Origin of the sequence: Mediterraneibacter catenae (genome assembly GCF_008691045.1) — a bacterium.
Classification (GTDB): Bacteria; Bacillota; Clostridia; order Lachnospirales; family Lachnospiraceae; genus Mediterraneibacter; species Mediterraneibacter ornithocaccae.
Map to the genome: position 1 here is coordinate 13,325 of NZ_VMSO01000022.1, position 16,821 is coordinate 30,145.

General features: G+C 47.8%; 16 protein-coding genes. 4 read left to right on the top strand and 12 right to left on the bottom strand.

What is annotated here, in order from left to right; translation table 11 throughout:
• Positions 1-193 precede the first annotated feature (193 nt).
• The 3 genes from FNY66_RS12885 to FNY66_RS12895 all read right to left on the bottom strand — a co-directional run bounded on the left by FNY66_RS12885 (position 194) and on the right by FNY66_RS12895 (position 2,472).
• Complete coding sequence (locus FNY66_RS12885; RefSeq protein ID WP_456299299.1) at positions 194-1,522, bottom strand: VapE domain-containing protein; 1,329 nt, start codon at positions 1,520-1,522, stop codon at positions 194-196.
• Positions 1,491-2,114: a CHC2 zinc finger domain-containing protein gene (locus FNY66_RS12890; RefSeq protein ID WP_150311415.1), complete on the bottom strand. Its 624-nt coding sequence runs from the start codon at positions 2,112-2,114 to the stop codon at positions 1,491-1,493. Before FNY66_RS12890 ends, FNY66_RS12885 begins: the two co-directional genes overlap by 32 nt.
• 109 nt (positions 2,115-2,223) lie before the next feature.
• Positions 2,224-2,472, bottom strand: coding sequence for a hypothetical protein (locus tag FNY66_RS12895; protein WP_150311416.1), 249 nt, complete (start codon positions 2,470-2,472; stop codon positions 2,224-2,226).
• A 208-nt stretch (positions 2,473-2,680) separates the two neighbouring features.
• Here FNY66_RS12895 and FNY66_RS12900 point away from each other — a divergent pair, with 208 nt between their 5' ends.
• Both FNY66_RS12900 and FNY66_RS12905 read left to right on the top strand, forming a co-directional pair.
• Positions 2,681-3,271, top strand: a complete 591-nt coding sequence (locus FNY66_RS12900; protein ID WP_070087365.1) for a helix-turn-helix domain-containing protein — start codon at positions 2,681-2,683, stop codon at positions 3,269-3,271.
• Positions 3,272-3,300: 29 nt separating this feature from the next.
• Positions 3,301-4,362 (top strand): tyrosine-type recombinase/integrase, encoded by a 1,062-nt coding sequence (locus tag FNY66_RS12905; RefSeq protein WP_150311417.1) that lies wholly within the window; start codon positions 3,301-3,303, stop codon positions 4,360-4,362.
• A 185-nt stretch (positions 4,363-4,547) separates the two neighbouring features.
• Here FNY66_RS12905 and rpsI read toward each other — a convergent pair whose 3' ends face one another.
• The 3 genes from rpsI to FNY66_RS12920 all read right to left on the bottom strand — a co-directional run bounded on the left by rpsI (position 4,548) and on the right by FNY66_RS12920 (position 6,487).
• Complete coding sequence (rpsI, locus tag FNY66_RS12910; RefSeq protein WP_087152045.1) at positions 4,548-4,940, bottom strand: 30S ribosomal protein S9; 393 nt, start codon at positions 4,938-4,940, stop codon at positions 4,548-4,550.
• Between the two features lie 26 nt (positions 4,941-4,966).
• Positions 4,967-5,395, bottom strand: a complete 429-nt coding sequence (gene rplM / locus FNY66_RS12915) for a 50S ribosomal protein L13 (protein WP_087152044.1) — start codon at positions 5,393-5,395, stop codon at positions 4,967-4,969.
• Between the two features lie 150 nt (positions 5,396-5,545).
• Entirely contained in the window at positions 5,546-6,487 is a 942-nt protein-coding gene (locus tag FNY66_RS12920; RefSeq protein WP_150311418.1) for a hypothetical protein, read from the bottom strand.
• 192 nt (positions 6,488-6,679) lie between these two features.
• Here FNY66_RS12920 and FNY66_RS12925 point away from each other — a divergent pair, with 192 nt between their 5' ends.
• Positions 6,680-8,113: an alpha-amylase family glycosyl hydrolase gene (locus FNY66_RS12925; protein WP_087152042.1), complete on the top strand. Its 1,434-nt coding sequence runs from the start codon at positions 6,680-6,682 to the stop codon at positions 8,111-8,113.
• 197 nt (positions 8,114-8,310) lie between these two features.
• Positions 8,311-8,553, top strand: a complete 243-nt coding sequence (locus FNY66_RS12930) for a hypothetical protein (RefSeq protein ID WP_087152041.1) — start codon at positions 8,311-8,313, stop codon at positions 8,551-8,553.
• Positions 8,554-8,566: 13 nt separating this feature from the next.
• On the opposite strand, the gene FNY66_RS12935 is transcribed toward FNY66_RS12930, so the two are convergent.
• The 6 genes from FNY66_RS12935 to FNY66_RS12960 all read right to left on the bottom strand — a co-directional run bounded on the left by FNY66_RS12935 (position 8,567) and on the right by FNY66_RS12960 (position 16,685).
• Entirely contained in the window at positions 8,567-11,101 is a 2,535-nt protein-coding gene (locus FNY66_RS12935) for an FAD-dependent oxidoreductase (RefSeq protein WP_087152040.1), read from the bottom strand.
• Positions 11,102-11,155: 54 nt separating this feature from the next.
• On the bottom strand, positions 11,156-11,791 hold the full coding sequence (locus FNY66_RS12940) for an endonuclease III domain-containing protein (protein ID WP_150311419.1): 636 nt from the start codon (positions 11,789-11,791) through the stop codon (positions 11,156-11,158).
• A gap of 38 nt (positions 11,792-11,829) precedes the next feature.
• The gene (locus FNY66_RS12945) at positions 11,830-12,831 is read right to left on the bottom strand and encodes a putative ABC transporter permease (RefSeq protein WP_150311420.1); all 1,002 of its coding nucleotides are present in this window, start codon (positions 12,829-12,831) and stop codon (positions 11,830-11,832) included.
• Between the two features lie 13 nt (positions 12,832-12,844).
• Entirely contained in the window at positions 12,845-13,291 is a 447-nt protein-coding gene (gene rpiB, locus FNY66_RS12950; RefSeq protein WP_087152037.1) for a ribose 5-phosphate isomerase B, read from the bottom strand.
• Positions 13,292-13,417: 126 nt separating this feature from the next.
• A complete protein-coding gene (locus FNY66_RS12955) occupies positions 13,418-14,392 on the bottom strand; it encodes a DnaJ C-terminal domain-containing protein (RefSeq protein WP_087152036.1) in 975 nt (324 codons plus the stop codon).
• A gap of 142 nt (positions 14,393-14,534) precedes the next feature.
• Positions 14,535-16,685 carry a Tex family protein gene (locus tag FNY66_RS12960; RefSeq protein WP_150311421.1) on the bottom strand — a complete coding sequence of 717 codons (2,151 nt, stop codon included), beginning with the start codon at positions 16,683-16,685 and terminating at the stop codon, positions 14,535-14,537.
• Positions 16,686-16,821 lie beyond the last annotated feature (136 nt).

Consider the following 16,821-nt stretch of genomic DNA (forward strand, 5'->3'; position numbering starts at 1 on the left):
GCGCCGAGGGCTTGGTTTCCGGCGTATCCGCCTGTTATTTTATGCCCGTATCCGGGCTGTTTCCTTTTCTCTGGTTTTTAACTTTCAAAGTTTTTTTCATCCTGTTTACAGGTTCTTGTTTACAGATTTCTCATTTTTTTTTGTGTAAACAAACTTTTGTAAACAAGGCTCAAAACATTTTAAAAGTTATCTTTTATTCAAAGGGCAGCTCTGTATTTTCATCTATATTTATAAAGCCGTTCCCGTCTTTTTTCGGATGGATCCGTTTCCACGAACGCTGAGTTCCAAGACTTCCCGGGAACCGGTGTGTCCCGTGTTTTTCCCATCCGATGATCTCATTATCCATCAGGTCGCCAATCTCTTTGGACTGCCATTTCGGCACCATCCCTTCATGGTGGAACACTTCCTGATAAATGATGGTAGAACATACATAGTCTTCCTCATAACGGTCCAGGAACGCCTGGATCATGCCCGTCTGGGTATCTTCCGGCATAAATTCTTTCTGGAGTGCTTTCACATAATCTTCCATATCCGGCGAGAATGTGAGGGAAAAATCTCCGCTGCGGTAGATCTCCATGGCCTCTGCCCATGCCTGCAGGATGTATTCCCTGGACTCTTTCTCATTACTGTAAATGGTCGTTTCCGCTTTTTCCGGGCATACTCTGACCGGTCCGAACCGGCGGTTTCCTGTCCTGTCAAAGGGCAGGAATGCAAGATCATTGGAAGTTCCGCAGAATACACACTGCCGGTACCGGTCTTCTGCCCGCCTCTCATAAGGAATCCGATAGGTGTCCTTCTGTCTGCTCAGGAATGATTTTGTTTCTTCAATACTCCTGGCATTGGCCACTGCGTTCATTTCTGACATTTCTACAATCCAGTGGCCCTGCAGATATTCATAAACCCGCTTATCATCCAGCCGTTTCACATCATCGGTAAACCACTCATCCCGGATCGCCAGATATTTGAAAAATGTAGATTTCCCGGTTCCCTGTCCGCCTACCAGACAGAGCATGATATCATATTTCTTCCCAGGGTCATACAGACGGCTGATGGCAGCAAGCATATGCATTTTCATGATCTCACCGGAATATTCCGGATCAGACGCCCCGAAGAAATGGATAAGCATGTTGCGGATCCTCGGCGTTCCGTCCCAGATCAGACTTTCCAGCAAATCAATGATAGGATGGAAGCTGTTATCGTTTGCCACAATATCCACCGCCTTGGCGATCACCCTGTCACTGGTCAGTCCATAATTCTTTTCCAGATAAAGGGACAGATTGTTCATATCCGTATCCGTCATCTGGACGCCCCGACGTTTCCATGGAACCTTTTTCATAATATCGATCTGGCAGGTCATTTCATTTCTGCAAATTGCTCCCTGCAGATACGGATCATGCTCCAGCGCATATTTGCAGTTCTGGATCGACTGACGGATCTTGCCTTTCTCTGTCACGTCCAGGTTCTCCCGGATTTCTTCCTGAGTCAGCATTTCATTTTCTGCAATACGCTCTAATTTCCGCATGGACTCTTCGCTGATATCGTTCCACATGCTGCTCAATCTCCGCCACCTCCTTCCGCTTACAGATAAAGAATTCTGTAATTTCTTCTCCGCTTCCGGTCAGAAGAATATCCAGATAATCATTGATTTTCCTCTCGTTTTCCAACGCCTCCAGAAATTGTTCCTGCTCAAAGGCGCCCGGTTCCGATCCGTAGAACCGTTTCCAGAACCGGATCCACGACAGATAGTCGGTCAGGACTTTTACCGCATGCCGGTGCCAGTCTGTCATCTTCTTTTTAACAGAAACCGGATTCCTGTTTCTGTATTTTTTTCGTCTTTCCTGACACTTCTCTGCTGTTACCGGCAGCTGAAAATCTTCGATCAGTTTTCTGGCCGCTTCGTAAGGCGCCAGACCGAACAGGCCGGCAGTCAGCCCGATCACATCTCCTTTTGCTCCGCAGGCAAAACAGTAATAATTAGTATCAATTTTCATGCTGGGATGATGATCGTCATGAAACGGACAGCATGCCATCTGGTTCCTGCCGACCCGGATCCCGTACTGCTCCGCCGCCTGCTTTGCGGTAACGTATGATTTTACTTCCTGAAATATATTCACTTATAACCTCCTCTGCTGAAATTTTTCATTGTATCTCGCAGAGGTATTTGCTATACTTGAGTTGCTAGGTCAGAGTGTAGCAATACCTCTGGAGAATTTGCCCCTGCGATCATGCATGGGCTTTTTCTTTTGTCACATCCCGGAAGTATCCGGTTTCTTCCCAGACTTTACGGTCCGGACAGTAATAACTGAATTCGCTGGCGTCTCCCACCTTCATGGCCACTCCGAACTTGACGGCACCCTGCTGGATGGCAAGTCGGACGTAATGGGGATCTTTTCCCATTGCCCGGGCGATCTCTTTGATCGGAACATTTCTGCCTGTAAACGGCGGCAGCTCCACATACATTTTCTTTTCCATTCTCTTCACCTCCTTCCGGATTCCATATCCGTATTTTTAGTGCATTTTTCATTTCACTATTTCCTTTCTCTGCACACGAACCGCACTATTAGTTCGTATTTTATTATACGCATTAAAATTGCGTACGTCAAGATGTATTTCTAGAAATCCGCACTTGTAATTCGTATTTTAATGTGATAAGATGGACGAAAGAGAGGTGAATTCAATCATGAAACATGATACGAAACAGATCGGACTGAGAATCCGAACTGCCCGAAAGCAAAAAGGTATGAATCAGACTCAGCTGGCAGCCGCACTTGGTAAATCCCTCCGCACAATCCAGAAATACGAAAGCGGAGAGATTGAAGTGTCGCTCGCCATGATCAACGAGCTTGCCGGGGTACTGGACACCACTTCTACTTATCTGACCGGCTATGACACGCAGGAGAAGCCGCTGACCAATATGGCAGACGTCATGCAGTTTCTCTTCCAGCTGGATCAGATCCGGGAGCTCGGCTTCCGGATCGATGTGAAGCGTCCGCCGGAACACGACCGCTGGGAGTGCTCCATTACCTTCAATGGCAAAGACCTGTCGTCCTCTGAAAATGCAGATATGTGTTTATTCCTGGAAGAATTCAGGGAAAACAGAGAGGAATATGCTGCATATGGCCATTCTGCCAGTTCCTATCAGGACTGGAAAGACAAGACACTGGCCTACTATGCAGCTGTCCCGTTGTCTGAAACGGAAACGGAAGAACTGACAGAGGAAGAGCGCATCAGCCGCCGGAATGCCTTTTTAAAGGAGCAGTTCAGATCATAAGTCCTTCAAAAGAAAGGAGCAATGACTGAATGAAATTACCAAACGGCTACGGAAGTGTAGTGAAATTATCCGGAAAACGGAGAAAACCATATATGGTCCGCAAGACAACAGGATACCGGATCGATCCCGTAAAAGAAAAGAAGATTACAGAATATATTATCATCGGCTATGCCCGGACGAAATCCGAAGGGCTGGAGATGCTGGCTGATTATAATCATAATCCCTATGATACGAAAGCCGCGAAAATGACTTTTTCCGAGGTGTACGAGGAATGGTCGAAGAAGAAATATCCGACCGTATCTGAAAGCAATGTAAAAGGATACACAGCCTCCTACAAGGCCTGTACCCTCCTTTACCACCGGGTTTTCAAAGACCTGAAGCTGGCGGATCTTCAGCAGGTGATCGATACCTGCGGCAAAAATTATCCGACACTGAAGAAAGTAAAGATCCTGTTTAACCAGCTGTACGGATTTGCCCTGAAGAACGATATCTGCAACAAAGATTATTCCACCTACGTGGATATCGCGCAGTACAAAGACCGGAACCCGAACAAACACAGCAGGAACAAATTTCCCAGGGAAGAGATTGACAGGATCTGGACCATGCAGGATGATAAATATTACCAGATTGTCCTCATGCTGCTCTATAACGGCACCCGGATTTCCGAATTCCTGTCCCTGAAAAAAGTAAATGTACACCTGGATGAGCAGTATTTTGATGTGATCGACAGCAAAACAGAAAACGGTATCCGGAAAGTGCCCATTGCCGACAAGCTGCTCCCGTTCTACCGGAACTGGTACAACTCCTGCCCGGAATGTGAATATCTTCTCCATACAGAAGACGGGAAACCGTTCAAGTACCGCAACTACTTTGACAGTTACTGGACACCCCTGATGGAGCAGATCGGTATCCAGCGGACACCGCACTGCACCCGCCACACCTGTATCTCCATGCTGTCCGAAGCCGGTGTGCAGGAAACGGTCATCAAGAAAATTGTGGGGCATTCCGGAGCCATGACACTGACTGAAAAGGTCTACACCCATCTGGATGTACGGATCCTGATTGACGCCATAAACAAGACTCTTGAGTAAAGATATTTTTGTTGCAAACGTGTTACAAACGCGCTGCTAATCCGGTGATTTTCACCCGGTTTCCCTACGTTCCACCGCGTTTCCAGGACAAAGAGAAAAACCCCGGAAACGTGATGTTTCCAGGGTTTGCCTGCAATTTCAATAACTGTTCGATTATCTCTTGGGTAATCCCGATTAACGCTTGCTTAACGTTTGGAGAACTGCGGAGCTCTACGAGCTGCTTTGAGTCCGTATTTCTTACGCTCTTTCATTCTCGGATCACGTGTAAGGAATCCTGCGCTCTTGAGCACCGGTCTGTAATCAGCATCTGCCTCAAGGAGAGCTCTTGCAATACCGTGACGGATTGCTCCAGCCTGTCCTGTGTAACCGCCGCCTTTTACGTTTACGATTACATCGAATTTGTCTGTTGTGCCTGTAGCTACGAGCGGCTGGCGTACAACAACCTTCAGAGTCTCAAGTCCGAGATACTCGTCGATATCTCTTTTATTGATCGTGATCTTACCTGTTCCAGGTACAAGATATACTCTTGCTACTGATTTTTTTCTTCTTCCTGTTCCGTAGTATTTTGCGTTAGCCACTGTTATATCCTCCTTTCAACCTCTACCTAAAATGTCAGAACTTCCGGTTTCTGTGCCTGATGTGCATGATCCGGTCCAGCGTATACGTGAAGTTTCTTGATCATGTCTCTTCCCATAGGTCCTTTCGGGAGCATTCCTTTAACAGCAAGCTCAATTACTTTCTCCGGTTTCTTAGCCATCATCTCGGCAAGTGTAGTCTCTCTCATTCCTCCTACATAATCGGAGTGGCTGTAGTAAATCTTCTGCTGAAGTTTCTTTCCTGTTACTTTTACTTTCTCAGCATTTACAATGATTACATAATCGCCTGTATCGATATGCGGTGTGTATTCCGGCTTATTCTTTCCTCTGAGCACTTTAGCAACCTCAGATGCAAGACGTCCGAGTGTACATCCTTCAGCGTCAACCACATACCATTTTCTTTCAATCTTGTCAGGGTTAGCCATATAAGTTTTCATGGGTGTTCCTCCTATAAAATCATCAGATAACGTTGCATATTTTGCTTATATATTTGAAATCAGCATACTCCGGGGCTATGGCGCATACTGTTTCTCCTTTAGTCATGCTGTAATATTATAGTCCTCAACACTCTCTATGTCAAGATTTTTTTATTTTCTTCTATTTATGATTATAATCAGTGCTATGACCGCCGCTGCAGCTGCGGCTGTAATAACGCCCCAGACCACTACAGAATTATCATCACCAGTCTGAGGATTGACTGTCGCCCTGACAGTCGATGATCCGGAGGACACACTGTCGGGATATTTCTTTGTAAGCTCCAGCTTATCAACTTTCTCCGTCGGTTCGAGCGAAGACGGCAGTTCGACCTGTTCTTTCTTTTCCATGACCACATAGATTCCCGAATGATCTGTTTCAAACGTCGCCTGCCCATTATTATATGAAAAAGGAACTTCTGTCCTTACCGGTGTCTTCCCGTCCATGCTGAGTTCGCTGATCACAAGTCTGTCGGTATCATAACCTGACGGTACGCTCAGAGAAACTTTCAATGCGCTTTCCGGCTGTACCGGCTGCTGGGTCACAGGATCAACAATTGCCACTGTATATATCTGAAACTGATCCGAACTAAGTGCAAGGAACTGGCTCAGACTGCCGTAAAGATCATTTGTACTGTCCATGGGAATCGCTACCGCTATCGGATCTGCCGTAATTCCCGGAAGGTCTACCTGCTGATTGTCGTCTTCCTGATCATCTATCTGCTCATCGCCAGATAAATCTTCGTTTCCATCCACACTGTCATCCGACTGACTCTGCCCGTCCGATGTTTCCGTTTCCGGATCCTCACCGGTTAATCCGTCGGAAGCATCTGATTCGTCCGCCGCCGGGACAGTATCGCCCGCTTCATTTCCATCTATACCATTCTCTGTATATGTATCCGGCACTGTTTCAATATCCTGCGCCCCCTTCTCTGCACCGCTGTTCGTGAAATCCGACTCCTGCGCCTGTACATTTCCGGGTATGAGCATTAATATCAGCATTACAGACAGAAGCCAAACTGCTCCTCTCTTTTTAATTACACTCTGTTTTTTCATACCGATCACTCCATATCGAAACTATGATTAAATTGGATTTGTAGTTCTATTTTTAGTATATCTTCTGCTTACCGCAGTGTCAATTCGCTCTTCTGTTTCATATGGAATTATGGTACAATATCTATATTCTACGCAGTTCTGACCGTACGCATCGGCAGGACGCAAAACAGCAGTAAAGGAAGGTGCTAATCTATGTGGGCTTACAATGAAACTTTTTACCAGATATATCCGATCGGATTCTGCGGTGCTCCCGTACACAATGACGGCGTCACGGAACACCGCATCCTGAAAATCGGCGAATGGGCCGGGTATCTCCAGGAACTGGGAATCGGTTCTATTATCTTAAATCCGATCTTTGAATCCGACAATCACGGATATGACACAAGAGATTTTACTAAAATCGACTGCCGTCTCGGCACAAATGATGATTTCAAAGAAGTCTGCCAGACGCTTCACGACCACAATGTCAAGATCATGCTCGACGGCGTATTTAACCATGTAGGCAGAGGTTTTTGGGCATTTAAAGATGTTCAGGAGAAGAAATGGGATTCTCCGTACAAAGACTGGTTCTGCATCAACTTTGACGGAAACAGCGGTTATAATGACGGATTCTGGTACGAAGGCTGGGAGGGGCATTATGAACTGGTCAAGCTGAACCTGCATAACCCTGCGGTTGTCGACTATCTGCTCGACTGTGTCAAAATGTGGATCGAAGAATTCGGAATTGACGGTCTCAGGCTCGATGTCGCTTACAGTCTGGATCACAACTTCATGCGGCGTCTCCGCCATTTCTGCGAAGAGATCAAACCGGGCTTTGCACTGATCGGGGAAGTACTCTTCGGAGATTATAATCTGATCGTCAACGATGAGATGCTCCACAGTTGTACAAACTACGAGTGCTACAAGGGAATCTATTCCAGTTTTAACAGTATGAATATGTTTGAGATCGCACATTCGCTGAACCGTCAGTACGGACCGGAACAATGGTGTATATACAGAGGGAAGCACCTCATGACCTTTGTAGATAATCACGACGTATCAAGACTGGCCACCATTCTGACAAACAAACAGCATATTGCGCTTGCATACGGTCTCCTCTTCGGAATGCCGGGCATCCCCTGCATCTATTACGGAAGCGAGTGGGGCGAAGAAGGTGCAAAAGCGCCGGACAATGATTATGCACTCCGTCCGTGTTTCGATGAGCCGAAGCCAAATGAACTGACTGCATTTATCAAGGCGCTGATAGCTCTGCGCAGAGAGAGCGACGCACTGTGTAACGGAACGTATCACAACACTGTGATCACTAACCATCAGCTTATCTTTGAACGGAAGACAGACACCGAAAGAGTCCTGGTTGCGATCAATGCATCTGATTCAGAATACACGGCCTCAAGCCATGAACTGAACGGCACATTCTCCCGGACACTGGTATATCCCGGCCAATATGAGGCACTTTCCGTGACAGATGCTAATACGTCCAAAGACAATGTGACAACAGATGATGCCAAAACGTCGGAAGACGCCGTTTCAGGAACAACTGATACTGAAAATCCTGCGGAAGATATCGTAACATTGAACGGACAACTTACTATGCCGGCTTACAGCGTCCAATATTTTAAAATGTAAATCTGTTCCGGTCACATATCCACGCCGGCATAGAGGAATTGCCTAACATCTCTTCTATGCCGGCATTATTTTATCTTTTATCAACATTCTTATCACAGTTCCTATATACAGACAGCTTGATTTTCAGAGTATTATTATTTATGATATCCGGAGAACCTCATAAGATATAACATATAAACGATCAAGGAGAATTTGTCATGAATCTTTCGCAGCTCACGCGCCTGCAGGCTTTAAAAAAACATTTAGCAGCATTTCAGAAGAATCATCCGAAATTCGGGAGTTTCTGCACTGCTGTGTATCAAAATGCACTGACCGAAGGAACGGTCATTGAAATCAGCGCTACATCACCTGACGGCAGGAACTACGTAACGAATCTGAAACTGACACCGGAAGATCTTGAGTTCCTGCATGCACTGCAGGAACTCAAGCAACTCAGATAAATAAAAAAATTCCTTATTGTATTACCTCTTTATAAGAAGCGTGCTTCCTGAGTGCTTCTGTCATCTTTGCCATCTCACTCAGGTCACCGATCAGAATCACACCGGAGAGCCGGTTGTTCAGGAAATAATATTTCCGATACTGTCCTTTCCCCATATCGCGATACTCAACTGTCTTGTACAGCAGATTTGGATTTTTGCCATTATCTCCTGCTGCGAACAGCGCCGTATTCATTCCGTGGAATGTCAGCGCAGCCTCAACCGGCTCATATTCCAGCTCCTCGCCTGCAGCATTCGCCCCGGCGATCCTCCCCTGCTCCACAGCCTCAGGCCAGATTGCATAATTCACGCCTTCATATTCGGCACAGTCGCCGCATGCATAGACACCCGGCACATTTGTCTCCATATGGCTGTCTGTCTTTACTGCACGTCCGATCTGCAGTCCCATCTCCTGCGCCAGATCGGTTTTCGCCCTGACGCCTGCAGATACGATGACCAGTTCTGCCGGCACAGTTTCGCCTCCGGCCAGACGAACGCCGCTCACATGTTCTTCCCCTTCGATTGCTGCCACAGAAACCCCTGTACGGATCGATATATCATGTTTCGCCGCAATCTCTTTTAATATTTCAGCGGAGCCATTGTCAAGCTGCCGTCCCATAAGGACCGGAGCCACCTCAATCACAGTCACGGAAAGCCCGGCCTTCTTAAGTTCCCAGGCCGCCTCAAGCCCCAGGACACCGCCTCCTATCACAACAGCATTAGCAGCTTTCTCCATGAGGCGCTCTACCTTTTCCACATCGCTCAGTCTGCGGATAGCTACTACTTCCGGAAGTCCGTGTCCCTCCATCGGCGGTATGAAGCACTCGCTTCCAAGTGCATATATAAGCCGGGTGAAACGGATCTTTTCCCCGCTGTCCAAACGGACTTCTTTTTCATCCATATCAACAGATACCACCTGTTTGCCAAGCATCTGGTAGACATGGTTCTCCTCATACCAGCCGGCCCCTTCTATGGCGATCTGATCCGCGTTCAGGCCGGCAACGATAGATTTCGTCAGCATCGGCCGGTTATAGGACGGATACGGTTCGTTGGAGATCATCACGATCGATCCGGTCTTATCGCGCTCCCGGATTGCTTTCGCCGCATTGAAGCCTGCTGCCCCGTTTCCTAGTATTACATAATATTCCTGAGTATCATTCACAAAGCCCGTCTCTTCTATATCGGCTGGAACAAAGTTCTCTTTGCCCACGCCGCACACCGGACAAATTTCCAGCGATGAATCGAATATCTCCCCGCAGACTAGACATTTTACCAGACTTCTCGCGCCCTTTTTCTTCGGTTTCACAGGCTCCTTGTTCTGCACGACACATCCGAACTGATATCCATACTCATAAGCGCTCACCAGATCTGCCTCAGACGGTTTAAAACGCACGCGGAAGCCTTCAGAGACTTTCATCTTAAGCTGTTTTAATCTCTCCGTGATGTTCGGCACACCCTCTCCGCTCCATCCATAGCTTCCGAACGCTCCTGCATATTTTCCGCCGTGAGTCGCCGGGAACATACCGAGCGTCAGATCCCATATCGGTTTTAACGCCTCTCCCACGATCGTCGGCGTTCCGAGCAGGATACCGTCTGCAAACAGGAGTTCTTCATTCACCTTCGCCGCATCCGCTTCTACCATATCATAAGAACGGACATCAATATCTCCGCTGTCACGCACACCCTCGGCAATTTTCTCCGCCAGAGATTTCGTATACCCATACGCACTTACATAGGGAATAATGACCGTCTTCTTCGGATTCGGATTCACAACAGTCGACCACTCTCTGTACTGCTTCATCACTGCCTTAATACGGTCGCCCACGAGCACAGGGCCATGCCCCGTACAGATCATGGATATATCCATATCCTCTACCCTGTCAAGGGCTTTGAGCATAAAAGGCTTAAACGGCCCGATAATGCAGTCATAATAATATTTAAGCGCCTTCTGGTAATCTTCTTCATTTTTGATCGCCGTGGATACCACCTCAGGCAGACAGTAATGGGACCCGAACGAATCGCAGGTAACCAGTATCTGTTCTTCCTCTATAAATGTGTACATCGTATCCGGCCAGTGAAGATTCGGCACAAACATAAACTTCAGTGTCCGGTTTCCGATCACCATTTTCTCTCCGTCTCTTGCAGGAATCCCGACAAAATCTCGGTTCACAATTTCCTTGAGAAAGCCCAGCGCGCATCCGGTTGCTATGATTTTCATCTGCGGGCTGTAATCAAGGAGCCTCTCCACGCTTCCTGCATGGTCCGGTTCCGTGTGGCTCACGACGAGATAATCTATTTTGTGTACATCGATCACTTCCTGCAGTTTTTCACGATACTCATCGAAAAACTTTGCCTTTGCCGTCTCAAAAAGGACTGTCTTGTCTCCGGCTTTCATCACATAGGAGTTATACGTCGTTCCGAACTCCGTGTACATGATAATGTCAAAAACCCTAAGCTGGTCATCAATAATACCCGTCCAGTAAAAATCATCTCTCAGTCTGATACTTTTCATGTCTGCCTCCTTTTCTTTTTCTTATTTTGAAAATATTTATAGTTTTTTATTCGGTTACACGCCGACCTTTTTACATATATCTGCAAGGCAGCACTTATCGCAGTACGGCCTGGTACGCGCGGTGCATACATCTCTTCCATGGTAAACGAGCCTGTGGCAGAAATCGCTTCCCTCCTCAGGCGGAATGATCTTCCAGAGAGCCATCTCCACTTTCTTCGGCTCTTTTATGCCGTCCACAAGACCGATCCGGTTGACAAGGCGGATACAGTGCGTATCCGTCACGATCGCCGGTTTGCCGAATACATCGCCCATGATCAGATTCGCGCTCTTCCTTCCGACGCCGGGCAGTTTCAGCAGTGCATCAAAATCGTCCGGGACCTTTCCGTCGTACTCATCCCGTATCATTTTCATACAGGCGCTGATATCCCTCGCCTTGCTCTTTCCGAGCCCGCAGGGACGTACAATCTCCTCTATGTCGTTCACATCAGCATCTGCCAGCGCATTGACATCAGGGTATTTTTCGTACAGCCCCTCTACAACCACATTGACCCGGGCATCTGTGCACTGGGCCGCAAGCCGTACGCTGACCAGGAGCTTCCACGCCTGATCATAGTCCAGCGTACAGCCGGCATCCGGATATTCCTTTTTCAGTCGTTCGATCACTTCTAATGCACGCTGCTTCTTTGTCATTTATCTCGTTCCTTTCTCTCCGTCTTCCTCTTTACTGATTATTTTAAATTATCCAGTGATTTTTTGAGTTCCTCGAGAATATCGGCGAACTTTCCTGATGCCGCTGTCGGATTTCTCTTGAGCTGGCTCGCAATATGCAGATAACTTCTGTCTGTACGCGAACTCATCCTGTGAAATTCTGCCGCAATAGTCTTCTTAAGCTCCGCAAGTTCCTCACGCCTTTTCTCTCCGATCAGTGAATCTGCTTTTGCGGGAAGTTCCTCTTTCACAAGAGATTCCACCCGTTCTGCCAGTTCTTCAAGCTGAAGCTGTCTCTGTGCCCGCTTCATATCAATCCACTCCAGATATGCTGCCTTTCGGGAACGGCTCTTCTCTGCCGCTTCTTCCGCACGCGCTCTGTACTCCTCCATGAGCTTTTCGGAGCGCATCTTGTAATCTGCTATAAGTTCGTCGGATGCTGTTTTAAGTTTCTCCTGCATCTTCTTTATCTGCTCTTTGCTCTCTTCAAGCTGTACGAGAACACGCTTCAGGTCCATAGCCTCGTTGAACGACTGCGTCAGATCAACGGACATGATCACGGTCAGCACCAGAGCTGCACAGTCTGTAACGAATATCGGAATGTCCAGCACTGCCCGCTCGACGGGCACATGTATGACACGCACGAGAAGCACGGAAAAAACGCCCCAGCAAAGAGATGAGCTCACACAGATGTACCCGTTCAAATTCAGCTTCTGCCTGCTGTAATCCCAGTATCTGACGTGAAAAAGCCGCTCCATAACCGCACCCGTGATATACTCCAGCACTGTCGCGGCGATCATTCCGAATAGGAAGATAAGCCAGGGATTCTCGCGCACGCCGATCGTACTGATCAGGATCACGAGAGCCCCAGAGCCGTAAATCGGAAGCATGGGGCCATGAAGAAATCCCCGGTTTACCCAGTGACGTTTCCTGACTGATACATAGCAGCTCTCCCAGATCCAGCCGATAAAGCTGTAGACAAAGAAGAACAGCAGCCATTGAGTGAGATGATAAGTCTGCATCGCCGCTCCTTCTCTATTGTTCCTTCTCTTCGATTGCTGTTATCATATCTACCCGTCTCTGATGGCGGCCTCCTTCAAACTCTGTATTCAGCCATGTATCCACCATCATCTTCGCCAGTTCTCCTCCTACGACTCTGGCGCCGAATGCAAGGATGTTACAGTCATTATGTGCTCTTGCCATTTTTGCCGTAAATGGTTCGCTGCACACAGCCGCGCGGATTCCTTTCACTTTATTTGCCGCAAGTGAAATCCCGAGTCCGGTACCGCAGATCAGGATTCCCTGATCCACCTCGCCTGCTGCCACAGCCCTTGCCACGAGTTCCCCATAAACCGGATAATCGCAGCTCTCTGCCGAGTTTGTACCATAATCAACTACCTCATGGCCCTTCTCTTTCAGAAATTCTATAATCTCCGCCTTAAGCTCCAGAGCCGAGTGATCATTTCCAATACCTATCTTCATAATATTTCCCTCTTTCCGACAGTGCTGTTATTCAGAAACACTGTCTGTATATTCTACCTGTTAATCATAACAAATTCATATCATAAGAGCAAGAAAAGCCGGAGAAAAGACTCTCCGGCTTCTTTATTATGCTGTCTTTGCCTTGCCTGCGCAGACCGCCTCAAACTCTCTTAACTTCTGTCTTGCCTCCGGGCTCAGACGCTGCGGCACATCGACCTCTACTGTCACGTACTGATCACCGTGCACCGACGGATCGCTCATTGACACAATTCCTTTGCCCCTCAGGCGGATCTTCGATCCTGACTGGGTTCCTTCTCTTATCTTGCAGAGCACGTTGCCGTACAATGTCTGAACGACTGCCTCGCCACCCAGCGCGGCTGTTGCAAAAGGAATCCGTACAGTAGTATATACATCCATACCTTTCCTCTCATATCCCGGTTTGCCTGCCACTGTCACTTTCAGCAGAAGATCACCTGCTGCTCCGCCGTTTGCTCCCGGCATGCCCTTTCCTTTCAGGCGGATTGATTTGCCGGTATCGATTCCTGCCGGAATATGCACCTGAAGAGACTGGATGCTGCCGCTTAGACCGGACGGATCCTGCAGCCGGATCACCTTGTCGCAGCCAAACGCCGCCTCATCAAATCCCACAGTCACTTCTGCCCTCACATCACTGCCTTTCTGCTGAAATCCGCCATATGATGTGCGGCTTTTGCCTCCGGCTCCGCGATGGAAAATATCTCCGAAAATGTCCCCGAAAATATCATCCATACTGCCGCCTTCAAAGTGATACTCCTGATATCCGCCCTGCGGACCGCCATACGTTCTCCAGAAACCTCCTGTGCCTCCGGATCCCGCATCCGCACCTGCAGATTGGTCAAACGCAGCATGACCGAACTGATCATACATTTTCCTTTTTTCTTTATCACTCAGTATGGTATACGCTTCTGTAACTTCTTTAAATTTCTGTTCTGCATTCGCATCGCCCGCATTTGTATCCGGGTGATATTTTTTTGCAAGTTTTCGATAAGCTTTTTTTATCTGTGCTTCGTCTGCATTTCTGCTGACTCCCAGCACTTCATAGTAATCTCGTTTCGCTGACATTGTAACCACCCTCCCGCATGAATCGCTGCCAATCTCTATACTAAGATCATCCGCATAGAAAATACTATGCGGATATAGATATTAACTCATATTGTTCTATTTGTAATATAACAGCCATTTCAAGAAATGTCAAGAGATTGATTCAGATTCCGCGCATCGTAAGCTGGATCCGCTTCTTTTTGAGGTCAACGCTCATGACCTTGACATCTACAATGTCTCCGACACTTACGGCCTCCAGGGGATGTTTGATATACCGGTCTGTGATCTGCGAAATATGTACAAGTCCGTCCTGATGGACACCAATATCTACAAATACTCCGAAATCAATTACATTTCTTACCGTCCCTTTGAGCACCATGCCTTCTTTCAGATCCTTCATCTCAAGTACATCAGTGCGCAGGATCGGTTTCGGCATCTCGTCTCGGGGATCTCTCGCCGGTTTCTCAAGTTCCTTGACGATATCCCTCAATGTGATCTCACCAATCCCCAGCTCTTCTGCCAGCTTTCCGTAATCTTTGATCGTAAGAGACAGTCCGGTCAGATGGTGCCCTGTGATATCTTCCGGAGCGAAGCCCTGCTTCTTCAGCAGCTTCTCGGCAGCATCATATGACTCCGGATGTACACCAGTCGCATCAAGCGGGTTCTTCCCGCCCTGTATTCTCATAAAGCCGGCGCACTGCTCGTACGCTTTCGGTCCCAGCTTAGGCACTTTCAGAAGCTCTTTTCTGTCTGTAAAGCGCCCGTTCTCCTCACGATATGAGACAATATTTTTTGCGATCGTGCTGCTGATTCCTGATATGTAGGAAAGCAGAGGTGCAGATGCGGTATTCAGGTCTACTCCCACTTTATTTACACAGTCCTCTACCACGCCGCTCAGTGACTCACCAAGTTTTTTCTGATTCATGTCGTGCTGATACTGGCCTACCCCGATTGATTTCGGATCAATCTTCACCAGCTCCGCCAGCGGGTCCTGCAGCCGTCTTGCGATAGAAGCGGCGCTCCTCTGCCCGACATCAAAGTTAGGGAATTCCTCACTCGCCAGTTTGCTGGCAGAATAAACAGACGCTCCCGCCTCGTTTACGATCACATACTGCACCTGTTCCGGAATCTCTTTTAACAATTCGACAATGAACTGCTCTGACTCTCTTGATGCTGTTCCGTTTCCCAGAGAGATAAGCGAAATATGATACTTCGGAATGATTTTCTTTAATAAGTCTTTGCTCGCCTTGATCTTCTGAGGAGTCGTCGGTGCTGTCGGATAGATGACTGTCGTGCCGATCACTTTGCCCGTCGGATCTACCACTGCCAGTTTACAGCCCGTACGGAACGCAGGGTCCCATCCGAGGACGACTTTTCCCGCGATCGGCGGCTGCATGAGAAGCTGGTGAAGGTTCTTGCCAAACACTTCGATCGCGCCGTCTTCCGCTTTCTCCGTCAGCTCATTACGGATCTCCCTCTCAATCGCCGGAGCAATCAGCCGATGATAGCTGTCCTCCACTGTGTCCTTTAATACCGGAGCAGTATACGGATTGTCCCTGCGTATGGTTTTCTTCTCCAGATACCGCAGAATATCCTCCTCCGGTGCTTCAACCTTCACCGTCAGGAACTTTTCTTTCTCGCCACGGTTCAAGGCAAGTATCCTGTGTCCCGCCAGTTTCGACACAGGCTCCTCGAACTCATAGTACATCTCATACACCGACTCTGCCTCCGGATCTTTTGCCGCAGATATAACTTTGCCCTTTTTTATCGTCGTCTTTCGGATCCAGCTCCGGTAATCTGCATTGTCAGAGATGGTTTCTGCAATAATATCTTTTGCCCCTGCAATGGCGTCCGCCGCATTTTTGACTCCTTTTTCATCCGAAATATACTGCTGTGCCGTCTCCTCCAGCGGTTCCTTTGCATTCTGCAGCACGATATAAGCCGCCAGAGGCTCCAGTCCCTTCTCCTTTGCGATCGTGGCACGCGTTCTCCTTTTCGGGCGGTACGGACGGTACAGATCCTCCACCGTCACCTGTGTCTCCGCCGCCAGGATCTGCTGCTTCAGCTCTTCCGTCAGCTTTCCCTGCTCCTCAATACTGGAGATAACCTGCTCCTTCTTCTCTTCAAGATTACGGAGGTACACCAGACGCTCATAGAGCTTTCTGAGCTGCTCGTCATTCAGCGAACCGGTAACCTCTTTTCTGTATCTCGAAATAAAAGGAATCGTGTTCCCTTCATCGATCAGTTTTACAGCAGCGTCAATCTGCCAGCGCTTTACTGCTAATTCTTCTGTCAGTTTCTGATTAATATCCATACGTACAGTTGTCCTCTCTGTTGTTTTCACATCTTTTTTATTCTATCATAAAAGCAGTATAAGAATCCAGTAATTTCACCTGCGTGTTGACATCTCCTCCCAGATTCTGCAAAATGTCAGTATCAGTTAAAAGACA

Excerpts from the sequence above, each read along its gene's own strand:
- FNY66_RS12885 (WP_456299299.1), bottom strand. The coding sequence starts at position 1,522 with ATGCGGAAATTAGAGCGTATTGCAGAAAATGAAATGCTGACTCAGGAA.
- FNY66_RS12895 (WP_150311416.1), bottom strand. The coding sequence starts at position 2,472 with ATGGAAAAGAAAATGTATGTGGAGCTGCCGCCGTTTACAGGCAGAAAT.
- FNY66_RS12900 (WP_070087365.1), top strand. The coding sequence starts at position 2,681 with ATGAAACATGATACGAAACAGATCGGACTGAGAATCCGAACTGCCCGA.
- FNY66_RS12905 (WP_150311417.1), top strand. The coding sequence starts at position 3,301 with ATGAAATTACCAAACGGCTACGGAAGTGTAGTGAAATTATCCGGAAAA.
- rplM (WP_087152044.1), bottom strand. The coding sequence starts at position 5,395 with ATGAAAACTTATATGGCTAACCCTGACAAGATTGAAAGAAAATGGTAT.
- FNY66_RS12920 (WP_150311418.1), bottom strand. The coding sequence starts at position 6,487 with ATGAAAAAACAGAGTGTAATTAAAAAGAGAGGAGCAGTTTGGCTTCTG.
- FNY66_RS12925 (WP_087152042.1), top strand. The coding sequence starts at position 6,680 with ATGTGGGCTTACAATGAAACTTTTTACCAGATATATCCGATCGGATTC.
- FNY66_RS12930 (WP_087152041.1), top strand. The coding sequence starts at position 8,311 with ATGAATCTTTCGCAGCTCACGCGCCTGCAGGCTTTAAAAAAACATTTA.
- FNY66_RS12935 (WP_087152040.1), bottom strand. The coding sequence starts at position 11,101 with ATGAAAAGTATCAGACTGAGAGATGATTTTTACTGGACGGGTATTATT.
- FNY66_RS12940 (WP_150311419.1), bottom strand. The coding sequence starts at position 11,791 with ATGACAAAGAAGCAGCGTGCATTAGAAGTGATCGAACGACTGAAAAAG.
- FNY66_RS12945 (WP_150311420.1), bottom strand. The coding sequence starts at position 12,831 with ATGCAGACTTATCATCTCACTCAATGGCTGCTGTTCTTCTTTGTCTAC.
- rpiB (WP_087152037.1), bottom strand. The coding sequence starts at position 13,291 with ATGAAGATAGGTATTGGAAATGATCACTCGGCTCTGGAGCTTAAGGCG.
- FNY66_RS12955 (WP_087152036.1), bottom strand. The coding sequence starts at position 14,392 with ATGTCAGCGAAACGAGATTACTATGAAGTGCTGGGAGTCAGCAGAAAT.
- FNY66_RS12960 (WP_150311421.1), bottom strand. The coding sequence starts at position 16,685 with ATGGATATTAATCAGAAACTGACAGAAGAATTAGCAGTAAAGCGCTGG.